This is a genomic window from Serpentinimonas sp. SSL01 (assembly GCF_056323735.1).
In genome coordinates, this window is sequence record NZ_CM150487.1 from 481,427 (window position 1) to 496,552 (window position 15,126).

The following is a 15,126-nucleotide window of genomic DNA, read 5'->3' on the forward strand; positions in this document are numbered from 1 at the left end:
GGGCAATCGCCCGCCCGACTGGGCATGTTATATTGCTGCCATGCAAAACCTGCGCGCGCTATCGCTACTACCCTTGTTTCACCACGGGTCGGCGAGCTAGCGCACGCCTTTTTTGCACAACGGCCCGTTTGCACCCGCAGCGGGCCGTTGGTGTTTTAGGGGCTGCGGGCAACACCAGGTTGCGGTCACACCGCTTGGAGCACTCACATGAGCGACAAACTGATCATTTTTGACACCACCTTGCGCGACGGCGAGCAGTCGCCCGGCGCTTCCATGACCAAGGACGAGAAGCTGCGCATCGCGCGCCAGCTCGAGCGCCTGAAGGTGGACGTGATCGAGGCTGGCTTTGCCGCCGCCTCCAACGGCGACTTCGAAGCCGTCAAGGCCATCGCCGACGCCATCAAGGACAGCACCGTGTGCTCGCTGGCGCGCGCCAACGAGCACGACATCAGCCGCTCGGCCGAGGCGCTGGCCGGCGCGCGCAGCGCCCGCATCCACACCTTCATCGCCACCAGCGCGCTGCACATGGAAAAAAAGCTGCGCATGACGCCCGACCAGGTGTTTGAGCAGGCGCAGCAGGCGGTGCGGCTGGCGCGCCAGCTGTGCCCCGACGTCGAGTTCAGCCCCGAAGACGGCTACCGCAGCGACCCCGACTTTTTGTGCCGCGTCATCGAGGCGGTGATCAGCGCCGGCGCGCGCACCATCAACATCCCCGACACCGTGGGCTACGGCGTGCCCGAACTCTACGGCCACTTCATCCGCGACCTGCGCGAGCGCGTGCCCAACTCCGACCTCGCGGTCTGGAGCGTGCACTGCCACAACGATCTGGGCATGGCGGTGGCCAACTCGCTCGCCGGCGTCAAGATCGGCGGCGCGCGCCAGGTCGAGTGCACCATCAACGGCTTGGGTGAGCGCGCCGGCAACTGCGCGCTCGAAGAAATCGTCATGGCCGTCAAAACGCGGCGCGATTACTACGGCCTTGAAGTCGGCATCGACACCACGCAGATCGTGCCTGCCAGCCGCATGGTCAGCCAGACCACCGGCTTTGTGGTGCAGCCCAACAAGGCCGTGGTCGGGGCCAACGCCTTTGCCCACGCCAGCGGCATCCACCAAGACGGCGTGCTCAAGGCGCGCGCCACCTACGAGATCATGCGCGCTGAAGACGTGGGCTGGAGCGCCAACAAAATCGTGCTCGGCAAGCTCAGCGGCCGCAACGCCTTCAAGCAGCGCCTCGACGAGCTCGGGATCGCGCTGCACAGCGAAGTCGAGCTCAACGCCGCCTTTGCCAAGTTCAAAGAGCTGGCCGACCGCAAGTCGGAAATTTTTGACGAAGACATTCTGGCGCTGGTCAGCGACGAGAGCGTGACACCCGACCACGAACACTACGCGCTGGTGGCGCTGGCCCAGCACAGCGAGACCGGCGAGCGCCCGCAAGCGCGGGTGGTGTTCACCATCGGCGGCAAAGAGTACTGCGGACAAGCCGAGGGCAACGGCCCGGTGGATGCGTCGCTCAAAGCCATCGAGACCCACGTGCACAGCGGCGCCGAGCTGCAGCTGTATTCGGTCAACGCCATCACCAGCGGCTCGACTGAAAGCCAGGGCGAAGTCACGGTGCGGCTGCAGCACGCAGGCCGGGTGGTCAACGGCGTCGGCTCCGACCCCGACATCGTGGTCGCGTCGGCCAAAGCCTACCTGAGTGCCCTCACCAAGTTGCACAGCAAGGCCGAGCGGGTGCAGGCGCAGGGCTGGCCGGTCTGAAGCGCAAGCCGCCCGGGCTGCGCTGCGTGGGCCTTGAGCGGCCTAGGGAAAACCCTTAAACGGCCGCAAAAATCTTGTGATGAGGGCTTAAAAACCCCTCACAAGCGCCTGAATCTGGATTGGTTTTTGATTTTTCTCTCTATACTGGCAGCCCCAGCGCCTGTTTCTAGAGGGTAGAAAAACATGAACCGATACCAATTTGTGCTGCGCCCAGGCTGGTCGGCGGCCCTGCTGCTCGGGTGCACGGGTTTGCTGCTGCCCGTGCACGCCCAAACGCCTTTTCCTGCCAAGCAGCGCGTGGCGGCGCCCGAGGTGCGCATCGAGGGGGCTCGGGCCGCGCCTGCTCAGGTCAACAGCCCCCGGGCCGAGCGCGATCGCGCCACAGCGCCGCAGGCCAGCCGCCCCAGTGTCGCCCCAGCCAGTGCGGCTAGGCCCGAGTCTGCAGGGCAGCGCTTCGCCGCCAAAGAACAAATCGCATCGGATGCGCAGATCGAGCGTGCGCGCCATGCGGCGGCGCAGTCGCAGCGGGTGTCGGTGGTGGTGGCAGCGGCGCCGACCCAGCCGCTGCGTGCCGCCATGCCCGCTGCCCCCGCCGTGGGCAACGCATCCGCCAGCCCGATGCAGGCCGAGCGCTTGGGCTTGCGTGTGGCCGACGACCCGCTCGAGCTCGATTCAGGCGTGGCGCTGCTGGTGGATGCCAACACGGGCGAAATTTTGCTCGGCAAAAACGACACCGTGGTGTTGCCGATCGCCTCCATCACCAAGCTCATGACCGCGATCGTCGTGGTCGATGCCCAGCAGGATTTGAACGAAGTCCTGACCATCACCCAGGCCGACGTCGATCGGCTGCGTGGCAGCGGTTCGCGCCTGCCAGTGGGGGCGCAGCTCACGCGCGGCCAAGCCCTGCATCTGGCGCTGATGTCGAGCGAAAACCGCGCCACCCACGCGCTGGCGCGCTATTTCCCCGGCGGGGTGCAGCAGTTCGTGCGCCAAATGAACCGCAAGGCGGCCGAGTTGGGCATGCACGACACCCACTTTGCCGACCCCACCGGTTTGTCGGGCGCCAACCGCTCCAGTGCCCGCGACTTGGCCATGCTCACGGCGGCCAGCTCGCACCGCCCCTTGGTGCGCGAGCTGTCGGTCTCACCGCAGTACCAGTTGGCGCTTGGGCCGCGCACGATCACCTACCGCAACAGCAACGTGCTGGTGCGCAACGGCGACTGGGAAATCAACCTGCAAAAAACCGGCTTCATCCGCGAGGCTGGGCGCACGCTGGTGATGCAAGCCGATGTGTCGGGGCGTTCGCTCATCTTGGTGCTGCTGGGTGCCAGCGGCAGCCAAGCGCGTGCCACCGACGCCGAGCGGCTGCGCCGCTGGGTGTTGCGAAGCCTGTTTTCGAGCGGCCCGCGGCCGGCCGATGCGGTGTCGGCCAGTGAGCGCGAGCGCTCGGGGCTGCGGCAACCGAGCTAAACGCCAGACGCGGCACGCTTGATCGGGGGTCTGCCCTGCAGTGGGGCACCCAATCAGGCCATGGCACCAAGCATGCGCATCAGGGCAGGTTCGGTTCGGCTTGCCAGCCCAGCGCGGCGCTGATCTGCCCCGCAGTGGCGCGCAGCTTGGGCAGCCAGCTTTCTTCGAGCCGATCGGCCGGGGCCGAGATCGACAAGCCCGCCACCAGCCGGCCTTGGTCGTCGTATATGCCGGCGGCCATGCAACGCACCCCCAGCTCCAGCTCCTCGTTGTCGCGCGCCACGCCGTGGCGGCGGCACAGCGCCAGTTCGCGCTCCAGCAAGGGCAGCTGGGTGATGCTGTTGCGCGTTTGGCCCATCAGGCCGGTGCGGCTGGCGTAGGCGCGCAGGCGCTGCGGATCGTCGGCGGCCAAGAACAGCTTGCCGACCGAAGTCAGGTGCAGCGGCGCCCGGCCCCCGATGGCGCGCACCACCTGCATGCCCGAGCGCTCGCTGTAGGCGCGTTCCACGTAAATGATTTCGTCGCCTTGGCGCACGCTCAGGTTGACCGGTTGCTGGATTTGTTTGTGCAGCTCGCGCATGGGCAGCAGCGCCGCGTCGCGCACGCTCAGGCGGCCCTTGACCAAGTTGCCGAGCTCGAGCAGGCGCATGCCCAGCCGGTAGGCCCCGGGTTCGGGCCGCTCGACCAAGCGCCCCAAAGCCAGGTCGTTGAGGATGCGGTGCGCCGTGGAAGGGTGCAAGCCGGCGCGCTCGCTGATCAGCTTGAGTGGCACCGGCTCTTCGTGCGCGGCCAGCACCTCGAGCAGCTGCATGATGCGTTCGATCACCTGCACGCTGGGCTTGGGCGGCGAGATGGGCAGGGGGGCGCTGTGCGGAATGCGGTTCATGGTGCGTAGCCCTTGGCAGAAAGCATGGCAGCGCATTTTACTTGGTGAAAAGCCATTCCACGCCATTCCACGCTAGCCATTCCACGCTAGGTATGGCGCGCTTGTGTCGGTGTGCACGCGGTGGCGCGCGATGGGTGGTGTGCATGCGCCGGTACACCCAAGCCACGCACCAGGCTGGTACACCGCCAGCGCAAGCTAACTGGCAGGCGGCGTTTGCCAGCGCCCACCGAGCAGCAACTGGTGCGGCTGAAAGCGGCTTTTATAGCTCATCTTGGGGCTGGCCTCGATCCAGTAGCCCAGATAGAGGTAACGCAGCCCCAGCTGACGCACCTGTTCGAGTTGCCACAGCACGCTGTAGCTGCCGTAGGCGGCGCTGGGGTCGGCGGGGTCGTAGAAGGTGTACACGGCGGACAGGCCGTCTTCGAGCACATCGAGGATCGAGACCATGCGCAAGGCCTCGGCGCCGCCATCGGGCGCCGGCTCGTTGAACTCGACCAGCCGCGTGTCGGCGCGGCTTTGCAACAGAAACTGGCGGTACTGTTCGAGGTCGTCGTGGTCCATGCCGCCACCGGGGTGGCGCTGGCGTTGGTAGCGCAAGTACAGATCGTAGTGCGCCGGCCGCAGGCCCAGCGTGAGCACGCGCGCTTGCAGGTGGGCGTGGCGCTTCCAAGCGCGGCGCTGGCTGCGGCTGGGCGCAAAGGCTTGCGCGTCCACGCGCAGCGGCACGCAGGCTTGGCAGCCGTCGCAGTGCGGCCGGTAGGTGTAGAGTCCGCTGCGCCTAAACCCTTGGGCCACCAGTTGCGCGTAGGTGTCGCCCCGGATCAGGTGACTGGGCGAGGCCACGAGGGAGCGCGCCGTGCGCTCGTTCAAGTAGCTGCACGGGTAGGCGGCGGTGGCGTAAAACTGCACGGCTTGCAGCGGGAGTTCCTGCGGGTGCGTCACGGCGGTGGGGGTTGGGTGCTGGGGTTGGGAGCCAACAGGGTTTGCCAGTGTACGGTTTCGAAGCGCCAAAGCGGGCTGGGCGCAGCCATGGCCTGTTGGGCGCTGCGCAAAAATTCGCTGCGCGACAGGGTGCGGGCACCGAGTGAGGCCAGGTGCGCGGTGTCTTGCTGGCAGTCGATCAACGGCACCTGCCAGGCGCGGGCGCACGCCACCAGCGCCGCCAGCGCGATTTTGGAGGCGTTGGGGCGGCGGCTGTACATCGATTCGCCAAACACCATGCGCCCCAAGTTGACGCAGTACAGGCCGCCGACGAGTTCGCCTTGGTACCAGGTCTCGACGCTGTGCACGCTGCCGGCCTGGTGCCAGGCCAGATAGGCGTCGATCATCGGCGGCACGATCCAGGTGCCGCGCTGGCCGTGGCGCGGGCTGTGGGCGCAGGCGCGCAGCACGTGCTCGAAGGCGCTGTCGATGCGGATTTCGAGCTCGCCCGTGCGCAAGCCGCTCCGGATTTCTTTGCGCAACGAGGGGTGGAGCCTAAAGTCGGCTGGGCGCAGCGCCATGCGCGGGTCGGGGCTCCACCACAGGATGGGCTGCTCGCCGCTGAACCAAGGAAAGATGCCGCTGGCATAGGCGCGCGCCAAGGTGGCGCAGTCGAGCGCGCCACCGGCGGCCAGCAGACCCGGAATCGGGTCGCCTTCTGCCCAAGCTTGCTCGACCGGCGGAAAAGCCTGCCCCGGCTCCAACCAAGGCAGGGCGTGGCGCGGGCCGGGCGGGTGGCTCATGGGCGTGGCGGGGCTGAGGCCGCCGCGTTATGTGGTGCCGTGTCGCACCAGGCTGCCACGTGGCACTGGCCGCACAGCGGCGCCCGCGCGCGGCAGACGTAGCGACCGTGCAGGATCAGCCAGTTGTGGGCGTGGCGCAAATACGCCGGCGGGATGCGCGCTAGCAAGCCCCGCTCCACCTCGAGGGGCGTGCGCCCCGGCGCCAAGCCGCTGCGGTTGGCGAGCCTAAACACGTGCGTGTCCACCGCCAGCGTGGGCTCGCCAAAAGCCACGTTGAGCACCACATTGGCGGTCTTGCGCCCGACGCCGGGCAGGGCCTCGAGCGCGGCGCGGCTGCGTGGCACCTGGCCGCCGTGGCGCTCGAGCAGCAGCTGGCAGGTTTGCAGCAAATGGCGCGCCTTGCTGCGGTACAGCCCGATGGACTGGATGTGCGCCTGCACCCCCTGGAGCCCGAGGGCCAGCATCTGCGCCGGTGTGGAGGCGGCGGCAAACAGGGTGCGGGTGGCGCGGTTCACGCTCACGTCGGTGGCTTGGGCGCTGAGCAGCACCGCGCACAGCAGCTCAAAGTCGCTCTTATACTCCAGCTCGGTTTCGGGCTCGGGGTTGGCCGCCGCCAAGGCGGCAAAGAACGGCTCGATGTGTACTGGTTCCATGGCGAGGATTTTCACCCATGAGCGCACCCCATGCGACACCCAATGCGACACCCAATGCGACACCCAATGCGATCCGTTTTGCCGATCGCCTATCGCAAGTCGAGACATCGGCCATCCGCGAGCTGTTCAAGCTGCTGGGCCAGCCCGGCATCATCAGCTTGGCGGGCGGCTTCCCCGACGCGGCGCTGTTTGACGTCGAGGGCATTCGCGCCGCCAGCGAGCGCGCCCTGAGCACCGACCCAGCCGCCGCCTTGCAGTACGGCGCCACCGAAGGCTACCAGCCGCTGCGCGAGCAGCTGGCGGCGCTCATGGCCGGCAAGGGGGTGCAGGGGCTGGCGCCCGAGCAGCTCATCGTCACCACCGGCAGCCAGCAGGCGCTGGATCTGATCGGCAAGACGCTGATCTCGCCCGGCGACAAGGTGATCGTCGAGGGGCCGACCTTTTTGGCCACGATCCAGTGCTTTCGCCTCTACGGCGCGCAGTTGATCACGGCCCCGATCGACGCCGACGGCGTCGATGTGCAGCGGCTCGAGGCGCTGATCGCCGAGCACCGGCCCAAGTTCGTCTATCTGGTGCCCAGCTTTGGCAACCCCAGCGGCGCGCTTTTGAGCCTGGAGCGGCGCCGGCGCGTGCTCGAACTGGCGCTGCGCACCCAAACCCCGATCGTCGAGGACGACCCCTACGGCGACCTGTATTTTGGCGCCGCGCCGCCGCCAAGCCTGCTGGCCCTGAGCGCCGAAGTCCCGGGCAGCCGCGACTGGCTGCTGCACTGCGGTTCGCTGAGCAAGGTGCTCAGCCCCGGGCTGCGCATCGGCTGGCTGGTGGCGCCGCCCGAGCTGCTGGCCAAGGCGGTGATGTGCAAGCAGTTCAGCGACGCCCACACCAGCACCTTTGCCCAAGCCACGGCGGCGCAGTACCTGCAAGGCGGCCGCTTGGCGGCTGCGCTGGCGCGGGTGCGCGTGGTCTATGCCGAACGCGCCCAAGCCTTGGGTGCCGCGCTGCGCAGCGAGCTCGGGGCGGCGATCGACTTTGTGCCGCCACAGGGCGGTTTGTTCATCTGGGCGCGCCTGACGGGTGCCGGCGGGGCCTGCGCCGACGGCCAAGCGCTGGCGCAGCGCGCCGTGCAGCAAGGCGTGGCCTTCGTGCCGGGGCGGCCCTTTTATGCCTGCGACCCCGACTTGGCCACGCTGCGCCTGAGCTTTGCCACCGTCGATGCAGAGCGCATCCGCGAAGGGGTGGCGCGGCTGGCGCGGGCGCTCAAAGCGGGCTGAAGTGAAACCAGACTCCACGACTCATTCAAGCCGGCGTTATCTGCACGTTGTAGCCTATGCTCTGCAGCCGTTTGAGCAGGCGGTTGGCTACTTTCTGGGTGTTGGCTTGGTCAAAGTGCGCCGCGCCCAGATCGTGCCACTCGGTGCCATCGCGCAGCATGTGCCAAACGGCCGTGAGCATGGAGGCGGCCACGGCGATGATCGCTTTCTTGACGCCCCGGCGGGCGCGGATGCGATGGAACTGCGCTTGCAAGTAGCCGCCATTGACCCTGACCGCGGACCAAGCCGACTGCACCAGTGTGCTCTTGAGCCAGACGCCGCCTCGTCGCAATCGGGTGCTGCGCCGCTTGCCGGCGCTCTCGTCACTGCGCGGGCACAGACAAGCCCAAGACAGCAAATGCGCCGGCGAAGCAAAGCGCGACATGTCGATGCCGATTTCGGCAATCAGCACATTGGCGCTGACCTCGCTCACGCCGGGTATGGTGCTCAGCAAGCGGGCAGCTTGCCGAAACGGCTCGAGCCCTTGGCTCACCTCCTGTTCGATCTCGGCGATGGCCTGATCCAAGGCCTCGATGTGACCCAAATGCAGCTTGAGCATGAAGCGGTGGTGTGGGCTGATGCGCCCGCGCAGCGCTTCGCGCAACTCAGCTTGACTGGCCTTGACACGGGTGGTGATCTGCGCGGCCAAGAAGTCGGGGCTGCTGTGACCGGCGATGATGGCCCGCAACACCGCACGTCCCCCATGGCCCAAGATGTCGCTGATGACGCTGGTGATCTTGAGGTTGGCGTCTTCGAGCACGTTCTCAATGCGCTGCACATGCGCAGCGCGCTCGCGCACGAACTGCTTGCGCGTGCGCGTGAGGGTGCGCAACTCCTGCACTGGGGTGGGCGGCACGAAGCTGGCGCGAATCAAACCATGCGCCAGCAGGTCAGCCAGCCACACCGCGTCGTTGACGTCGGTCTTGCGCCCAGGCACGTTCTTGACGTGCGCCGCGTTGGCCAGCACCAGCTCAAAGTGCCCCTCCAAGATGTGCCAGACGGGCTTCCAGTACACCCCCGTGGCCTCCATGCCCACGTGCTCGATGTGCAAGGACTCCAGCCAGTCCACCAACTCCAGCAACCCCGAGGTGGTGGTGGCAAAGGTGCGCACCTCTTGCAACAGCGGGCCTTGGCCCGCCACGCGTGCACAAGCCACCACGGTCTGCTTGTGCACGTCCAGTCCCGCGCAACGGCGGTAGATTACGTCCATGATCGCCTCCAAGTCGCGGCGACATCAGCGTGCGGCCCACGTCATCGAAGTCTGAAGTGCGTGCTCAGGGGCGCTGGTCCCCAGGCGACAGTGCGGGGTGCTCGTGAGGCCGCGGGTCCAACTGAGAAACGAGCTCGAAGCACCAAGTACGAACCGACCTCTGTGCCGGACGCCGCCCCTCAATTACACACCGGTTTCATGCGTCGCGGGTGCCGCGTTCGCGGAATGGATAACTGAGAGGCTGGGAGGCTGGGAGAAAGTAGGCTGAGAGGCCGCGGCGCCCCTAGAACCAGTGCGCCAGCCACAGCCGCAGCCGCATCCCGGCCCCGGTGGTGAAGCCCACGGTGGCAAAGCGCAAGCGGCCATCGGTGTCGATCACCGCAAAGGCCGGCACCGAGCGGTAGCCCAGCGCCTGCGCCAGCGTGCCGCGCGCGTCGATCACGCTCAACCACGGCAGCCCGCGCTGCTGCTGATAGCGCAGCACCTGCGCCGCCGGGCCCGATTGCATGGCCACCGTGAGCAGCGGCCAGTCCTGCCCCAGCCGCGTCACGCTGCCCTCCATGCCGCGGCAGATGGGGCACCACTCGGCCCAGAGGTAGAGCGCCACCGGCCGCGTGCCGGCGTCGGGGTGCACTAGGCGGGCAGCGGCCAAGGCCTGCGCCAAGCTGCCGCTGTGGCTGCTGCCATCGCGGCCCAGCCACTGCACCGGCTGGTTGAGGTCGAGCACGGCCGGCACCGCGCGCGTCTGCCAGGCTTGCACGCCCAAAAACACCGCCAGCACCAGCGCCACGGTGAGCAGACGCGAGCGCCAGCGTTGCCAGCGCGAGGGTGGGGTGGCGGGGGTATTCATGTGTGCCCGATTGTCGCCGCTCTGGCCCCGGTGTGCTGGCGTGCTGGCCAGTAGGCTCCAACGGCGTGCTACATTGGCGCTGTGCAGCAGCAGAGCTGTGCCCACTGGTGTCTGCGCGCTCGCCCCTACTGCCATTGCCACCAAGGAGATCGCATCTTGACCCAAACCACCAAGTACCTGCTCGACGAAAGCCAGCTGCCGCGCAGCTGGTACAACATCGCCGCCGATTTGCCGCAGCCCGCGCCGCCGGTGCTGCATCCGGGCACCTTGCAGCCCATAGGCCCCGACGATTTGCTGCCGCTGTTTCCGCTCGAGCTGATCAAACAAGAGGTGAGCACCGAGCGCGAGATCGAAATCCCCGAGCCGGTGCGCGAAATCTACCGCCTCTGGCGCCCGGCGCCGCTGTACCGCGCGCACCGGCTGGAAAAGCTGCTGGGCACCCCGGCCAAGATTTTTTACAAATACGAGGGCGTGAGCCCAGCCGGCAGCCACAAGCCCAACACCGCCATCCCGCAGGCTTTTTACAACCAGCAAGCCGGCGTCAAGCGCCTGACCACCGAGACCGGGGCCGGCCAGTGGGGCACCTCGCTCGCCTTTGCCGGCTCGCTCTTCGACCTCGAAGTGCTGGTGTTCCAGGTGCGCGTGAGCTACGACCAAAAACCCTACCGCCGCGCCGTCATGGAAACCTACGGCGCGCGCTGCGTGGCCTCGCCCTCCACCGAGACCGCCTATGGCCGCAGCGTGTTGGCGCAGCGCCCCGAGCACCCGGGTAGCCTCGGGATTGCGATCTCTGAAGCCGTGGAGCTGGCGGTGCAGCGCGAGGACACCAAGTACGCACTCGGCTCGGTGCTCAACCACGTGCTGTTGCACCAGACCGTGATCGGGCTGGAAGCGATGCAGCAATTGCAGATGGCCGACGCCTGGCCCGACGTGGTGGTGGGCTGCACCGGGGGCGGCTCGAACTTTGCTGGCCTCGCTTTTCCGTTCATGGGCGACGCGCTGCGCGGCGGCCGCAAGGCGCGCATCGTGGCGGTGGAGCCGGCGGCTTGCCCGTCGCTCACGCGCGGCCGCTACGCCTACGACTTTGGCGACACCGGGCACCTGACGCCCCTGACCAAGATGCACACCTTGGGCAGCACCTTCACGCCGCCCGGTTTTCATGCCGGGGGCTTGCGCTACCACGGCATGGCGCCGCTGGTGAGCCACTGCAAAGAGCTGGGTTTGCTCGAAGCCGTGGCCTACACCCAAGGCGAGTGCTTTGCCGCCGGGGTGGCGTTTGCGCGTGCCGAAGGCATCGTGCCCGCGCCCGAGGCCAACCACGCCGTCAAGGGCGCGATCGAAGAGGCGCTGCGCTGCAAGCGCGAGGGCCGCAGCGAGACGATTTTGTTTGGCCTGTGCGGCCACGGCCACTTCGACATGGCCTCGTACCAGAAGTACTTTGCCGGCGAGCTCAGGGACGAAGCCTACGACGAGCAAGAGCTCGCCATGGCGCTGGCCGGGCTGCCCAGCGTGCCGGGGGGTGGGGTTTAAGGCCGTACGACTTCGAGCAGGCGCTCGAGCCCGCCTTGGTTGATCGCCACGTGCGCCTGCGCGCGCACCACCGGCTTGGCCTGAAAAGCCACCGATAGCCCGGCGGCGGCCATCATGGGCAGGTCGTTGGCGCCGTCGCCCACGGCGATGCACTGCGCCGGCTCCAGGCCCAGCAAGCTGGCGACCTCGAGCAGGGTGCGGCGCTTTTCGGCGCCGTCGCAGATGTCGCCCCAGCACTGGGGCAGCAAGCGGCCGGTGAGGGCGCCGCAATTGGGGCCGCTGCGCAGTTCGAGCACGTTGGCGCGCACGAAGTCGATGCCCAGCTCGGCGCGCACGCGCTCGGCAAAAAAAGTGAAGCCGCCCGAGACCAGCAGCGTTTTGAGCCCGGCAGCGCGGCAGGCGGCCACGAGCTCGGCGGCGCCGGGGTTGAGGCGCAGCCGCTCGGCATAGACGCGCTCCATATCGGCCACGGTCACGCCCTCGAGCAGCGCCACGCGCCGGCGCAGGCTGTCTTTGAAGTCGGTGATCTCGCCGCGCATGGCGGCCTCGGTGATGGCTGCCACCTCGGCCTTGCGGCCTACGGCGTCGGCGATCTCGTCCACGCACTCGATGTTGATCAGCGTCGAGTCCATGTCGAAGGCGATGAGCCCAAAGTCGCGCAGGCGCAGCGGTGGGTTGAAGCCCTGCACGGTCAGGCCGGGGGCGTATGCGGTGGCGTGTTCGGTGGGGGAGTTCATGGCGCGGCCAAGGTCAAAGCGGGATCGATTTGCTGCAGCAACTGGGCCAGCGATTCTTGGTTGATTTTGGTTTTGTAATGCACGTCGATGCCTTGGCCTTTCAGGGCCTTGAAAAAGTGCACGGCGCTGTCCATTTTCCAGCGCTCGCGCTCGGGGATGTCTTGCTGGTTGTCGTAGCCCTTGGTCTCAACCACCAAGTACAAAGCCTGGGCTTGGCCTTGGTGGGCAATTACGTAGCCAAAGTCAGGGTTGTAGTTGCCCAGCGGCGTTGGGATGTTGATTTTGGGCAGCTTGGCAAATACCGTGATGCCTTGCAGGTTCGAATCGTCCACTGTTTGGCGCTCAATCTGGCTGTCTACGGGCATCAGCGCTTGCTCATACAGTGAGCGTTGGCGCACGGCGGGGTTGGCGATGCCGTGCGTTTCGGCGCCACACAGTGCCGCCGGAATGGTCTTGAGCAAGGCGCCGTTTTTGTCGGTCAGCGCCGTCTCAATGCGGATTTCGCGGATGTCGTAGCACACCCGGTTCACCACCAGCTCGTGGATGCAGCGCTGGATCAGGTCGCGCAGGCTGGTCAAGGCGCGGTTTTCGTTGTGGCGGATCTGCGCAAATTTGTCCGGCGGCATGCGCTGCAAAATGGCGCTCACCGTGTGCAGCGACAGCCGTGTGAGGTGGGCCAACTCGCGCACGAACTGCGCCATGGAATACACCGAATGGGCCTCGATGGTGTAGCTGCCCTGCGTGCTGCGCGCCTGGTGTAGGGTTTCGACATCGGTGGTGCGCGTCACGTTGAGGGACAGTGGGCGTACATCAAAATTGCGGCCGATGCTTTCGAGCACCTTGTCGATCAGCTTGGGGGTATCGACTTCATAACGCAACACCGCGTGGCGGTTGAGGTTTTCCCACAGGTGCCGGAAGTGCGCATACTGCTCGGCGCGGATGCTCAGGGTCGTCGTCTGTTTGCGCTGTTTGGTCTTGACCTGTCCCGTGCCCTCGTAATAGGCGTCTAGGTAGCCGATCAAGTTCTTTGCCTGCGCAGCCGTCATCCCGGGCACCTGATGCAGCAGGGTCTTTTCCAGTGCGTCGCGGCGCGCTTGGTACGGGGCTTTGTCTAGCGCCAAGGTGGCGGTGCCGCTGGCCCTGTCCACCGTTGCAAAGCCCTGCGCGGCCAATGCGTCCAGTAAATAGACCGTCATGAATGCGTTGTCACCAGCGATCACGCCGTTGAGCCGCAGCACCTCATGGGACAGATGTTGCGACACGCGCTTGAGGCTGTGCTCGGAAATCTCGGCCTGAATGGCGCGCACAAAATCGCCCTCGCTGGCCGGTACCACCACCACCAAGTCGTTGATGGCGTCAAAGACCGCGTCATCGGCTTGCACCCGCTCCAGCTGCTGGTTGACGGCCAAACGCAGGCCGCGCCCGATCTGCTGCAGCTTGCTGATCTTGGAGTGGCTCGGTGCCAGTTTGCACAGCGTGAACACGTTTGGGTTGTCCCAGCCCTCTTGCAGCGCCCACATCGAGAAGATGAAGCGCAAATCGGTGTCGAATGACAGCAGCTTTTCTTTGTCCTGCAAAATCAGCTTGATGGCCTCTTCCTCGCCCTTCTCGCTGTGCGAACGGGCAAAGTAACCCTTGTGCACCCGGCTCACATCATGGGCCGAGCGCTGCAGATAGGCGCGGTAGCCGGGGTCTAAATCCGGCTTGGCCAACACCTGGGCCAGCTCCAGCCGGTAGAGCCGCTCGAAGGTGTCGCGCAACACGGCCGGGCGCTGCCCGCTGCCAGTGGCAGGCAGGTACTTGGCCACCGCGTCGATGAAAAACAGGCTGATGGCCTTGATGCCGCGCTGGTACAGCGCCTGTTCGCGTTCAAAATGGTTGGCGATGCTGCGCTGTATCAACAGCGACTGCACATGGTCGGCCAACATACCAAAGCCGGTGGGTTCGCCCAGTGGCAGCGCAAAACCGTTGGTGAACAGCAGTTCTTTGAGGGTCACGGTTTCCACCACGTGCCCGTCGAGGTGCGGCAGCTCGGTTTTGGCGCCCAAGTTGTCTTTGGCTTGCAGGGTAATGGTGGCGCTGGTGCCCGCTGGCGTCTGGTAGCTCACGTGCGCTGTGCGCTCTTTGGCGCTGCCGCTCACGTTGAGCAGCGTCAAGGTTTGCCCGGCGTCGGCCAGCGTGCCCACCGTGTCCACCGTGATGCCCTTGACCAGCCGCTGGCGAAAGGCCTCTAGGCTGTCGAGGGAGTAGATCAGGTTGCAAAACTCGTCGCGCTTGAAGGTGGCACCAAAGCGCAGGGTCAAGATGGGGTTGAAGCGGGGCAAATACTCCTTGACCACCTTGCCCTCAAAGCGGTGCGGTTCGTCGATGATCAGCACCGGGCGGATGGCGGCCAGCGCCTCCATGTAGCTGCGCGCCCGGCCAAACAGATTGGCCTCGACGCCGCGCTGGTTGATGAGCTTGCTGTCGCCCGCGAACGACTGGTAGGTGGCCACCATCACCGTCAGGCTGCGGTTGGCGGCGTAAATAAAGCCTTTGACCGATTTGTCCGAGTAGTTGACGACGCTGATTTTTTGGTTGTTGTACTCGCGGGCAAAAAAAGCCGCCGTGGTTTGCAGGCTCTTGAGCATGCCTTGGCGTATGGCGTTGCTGGGCACCAGCACGATGAACTTGGACAGCCTGTGGCGCTGGTGCAGGCGGTGCATGGTCTCGATCATGGTGAAGGTCTTGCCGGTGCCGGTTTCCATCAGCACATCCAGCGACAGCGCGGGCGTGGGGCTGGCGGCCACGGCTACCGCGCCCGCCGTGACTTGGTTGCTCTGGCGGATGCGCGCGATGTTGGCGCGCAAGTGCGCCTGCGCCTCGTGCGGGACGTAGGTGGGGTTGGCGTGCACGTCGGCGGGGGCGACAAAACGCACCTGATCAAACACCTCGACCACGCTCTGCACGGCTTGGGCCTGGTAGGCCAAGCGGGTGTACTGGAATTGGGCGCTCATGG

12 protein-coding genes are annotated in these 15,126 nt (G+C 66.4%); 4 read left to right on the forward strand and 8 right to left on the reverse strand.

Translation table 11 applies throughout. From position 1 onward, the window contains the following. Positions 1-207 precede the first annotated feature (207 nt). Together ACVMK0_RS02260 and ACVMK0_RS02265 are read left to right on the forward strand one after the other, a co-directional pair. On the forward strand, positions 208-1,758 hold the full coding sequence (locus tag ACVMK0_RS02260) for a 2-isopropylmalate synthase (RefSeq protein WP_476464153.1): 1,551 nt from the start codon (positions 208-210) through the stop codon (positions 1,756-1,758). Positions 1,759-1,941: 183 nt separating this feature from the next. Continuing rightward, positions 1,942-3,228 carry a D-alanyl-D-alanine carboxypeptidase family protein gene (locus ACVMK0_RS02265; RefSeq protein ID WP_476464154.1) on the forward strand — a complete coding sequence of 429 codons (1,287 nt, stop codon included), beginning with the start codon at positions 1,942-1,944 and terminating at the stop codon, positions 3,226-3,228. A 79-nt stretch (positions 3,229-3,307) separates the two neighbouring features. Here ACVMK0_RS02265 and ACVMK0_RS02270 read toward each other — a convergent pair whose 3' ends face one another. From ACVMK0_RS02270 to nth, 4 genes are all read right to left on the reverse strand, one after another. After that, the gene (locus tag ACVMK0_RS02270) at positions 3,308-4,114 is read right to left on the reverse strand and encodes an IclR family transcriptional regulator (protein ID WP_250959772.1); all 807 of its coding nucleotides are present in this window, start codon (positions 4,112-4,114) and stop codon (positions 3,308-3,310) included. 195 nt (positions 4,115-4,309) lie between these two features. Further along, entirely contained in the window at positions 4,310-5,056 is a 747-nt protein-coding gene (locus tag ACVMK0_RS02275) for an arginyltransferase (protein WP_045534678.1), read from the reverse strand. After that, positions 5,053-5,838 carry a leucyl/phenylalanyl-tRNA--protein transferase gene (aat, locus tag ACVMK0_RS02280; protein ID WP_476464155.1) on the reverse strand — a complete coding sequence of 262 codons (786 nt, stop codon included), beginning with the start codon at positions 5,836-5,838 and terminating at the stop codon, positions 5,053-5,055. Before aat ends, ACVMK0_RS02275 begins: the two co-directional genes overlap by 4 nt. Continuing rightward, positions 5,835-6,491, reverse strand: a complete 657-nt coding sequence (gene nth, locus ACVMK0_RS02285; protein WP_250959770.1) for an endonuclease III — start codon at positions 6,489-6,491, stop codon at positions 5,835-5,837. Before nth ends, aat begins: the two co-directional genes overlap by 4 nt. Before the next feature lie 71 nt (positions 6,492-6,562). Here nth and ACVMK0_RS02290 point away from each other — a divergent pair, with 71 nt between their 5' ends. Continuing rightward, positions 6,563-7,762, forward strand: coding sequence for an aminotransferase-like domain-containing protein (locus ACVMK0_RS02290; RefSeq protein ID WP_476464634.1), 1,200 nt, complete (start codon positions 6,563-6,565; stop codon positions 7,760-7,762). Between the two features lie 25 nt (positions 7,763-7,787). Here ACVMK0_RS02290 and ACVMK0_RS02295 read toward each other — a convergent pair whose 3' ends face one another. Continuing rightward, positions 7,788-9,011 carry an IS110 family RNA-guided transposase gene (locus ACVMK0_RS02295; protein WP_476463501.1) on the reverse strand — a complete coding sequence of 408 codons (1,224 nt, stop codon included), beginning with the start codon at positions 9,009-9,011 and terminating at the stop codon, positions 7,788-7,790. Positions 9,012-9,294: 283 nt separating this feature from the next. After that, positions 9,295-9,861 (reverse strand): redoxin family protein, encoded by a 567-nt coding sequence (locus ACVMK0_RS02300; RefSeq protein WP_045534681.1) that lies wholly within the window; start codon positions 9,859-9,861, stop codon positions 9,295-9,297. A gap of 156 nt (positions 9,862-10,017) precedes the next feature. Between ACVMK0_RS02300 and ACVMK0_RS02305 the strand changes: the two genes are divergently transcribed. Next, complete coding sequence (locus tag ACVMK0_RS02305) at positions 10,018-11,391, forward strand: TrpB-like pyridoxal phosphate-dependent enzyme (RefSeq protein WP_476464156.1); 1,374 nt, start codon at positions 10,018-10,020, stop codon at positions 11,389-11,391. On the opposite strand, the gene serB is transcribed toward ACVMK0_RS02305, so the two are convergent. Together serB and ACVMK0_RS02315 are read right to left on the reverse strand one after the other, a co-directional pair. Further along, a complete protein-coding gene (gene serB / locus ACVMK0_RS02310; RefSeq protein ID WP_476464157.1) occupies positions 11,388-12,128 on the reverse strand; it encodes a phosphoserine phosphatase SerB in 741 nt (246 codons plus the stop codon). The genes ACVMK0_RS02305 and serB overlap by 4 nt on opposite strands. Continuing rightward, positions 12,125-15,124: a restriction endonuclease gene (locus tag ACVMK0_RS02315; RefSeq protein WP_476464158.1), complete on the reverse strand. Its 3,000-nt coding sequence runs from the start codon at positions 15,122-15,124 to the stop codon at positions 12,125-12,127. Before ACVMK0_RS02315 ends, serB begins: the two co-directional genes overlap by 4 nt. Between the last annotated feature and the right edge of the window lie 2 nt (positions 15,125-15,126).

Bases quoted from the DNA above. Each gene is read 5' to 3' on its own strand.
- ACVMK0_RS02265 (WP_476464154.1), top strand. From the start codon at position 1,942: ATGAACCGATACCAATTTGTGCTGCGCCCAGGCTGGTCGGCGGCCCTG.
- ACVMK0_RS02270 (WP_250959772.1), bottom strand. From the start codon at position 4,114: ATGAACCGCATTCCGCACAGCGCCCCCCTGCCCATCTCGCCGCCCAAG.
- aat (WP_476464155.1), bottom strand. From the start codon at position 5,838: ATGAGCCACCCGCCCGGCCCGCGCCACGCCCTGCCTTGGTTGGAGCCG.
- ACVMK0_RS02315 (WP_476464158.1), bottom strand. From the start codon at position 15,124: ATGAGCGCCCAATTCCAGTACACCCGCTTGGCCTACCAGGCCCAAGCC.
- nth (WP_250959770.1), bottom strand. From the start codon at position 6,491: ATGGAACCAGTACACATCGAGCCGTTCTTTGCCGCCTTGGCGGCGGCC.
- ACVMK0_RS02300 (WP_045534681.1), bottom strand. From the start codon at position 9,861: ATGAATACCCCCGCCACCCCACCCTCGCGCTGGCAACGCTGGCGCTCG.
- ACVMK0_RS02260 (WP_476464153.1), top strand. From the start codon at position 208: ATGAGCGACAAACTGATCATTTTTGACACCACCTTGCGCGACGGCGAG.
- serB (WP_476464157.1), bottom strand. From the start codon at position 12,128: ATGAACTCCCCCACCGAACACGCCACCGCATACGCCCCCGGCCTGACC.
- ACVMK0_RS02295 (WP_476463501.1), bottom strand. From the start codon at position 9,011: ATGGACGTAATCTACCGCCGTTGCGCGGGACTGGACGTGCACAAGCAG.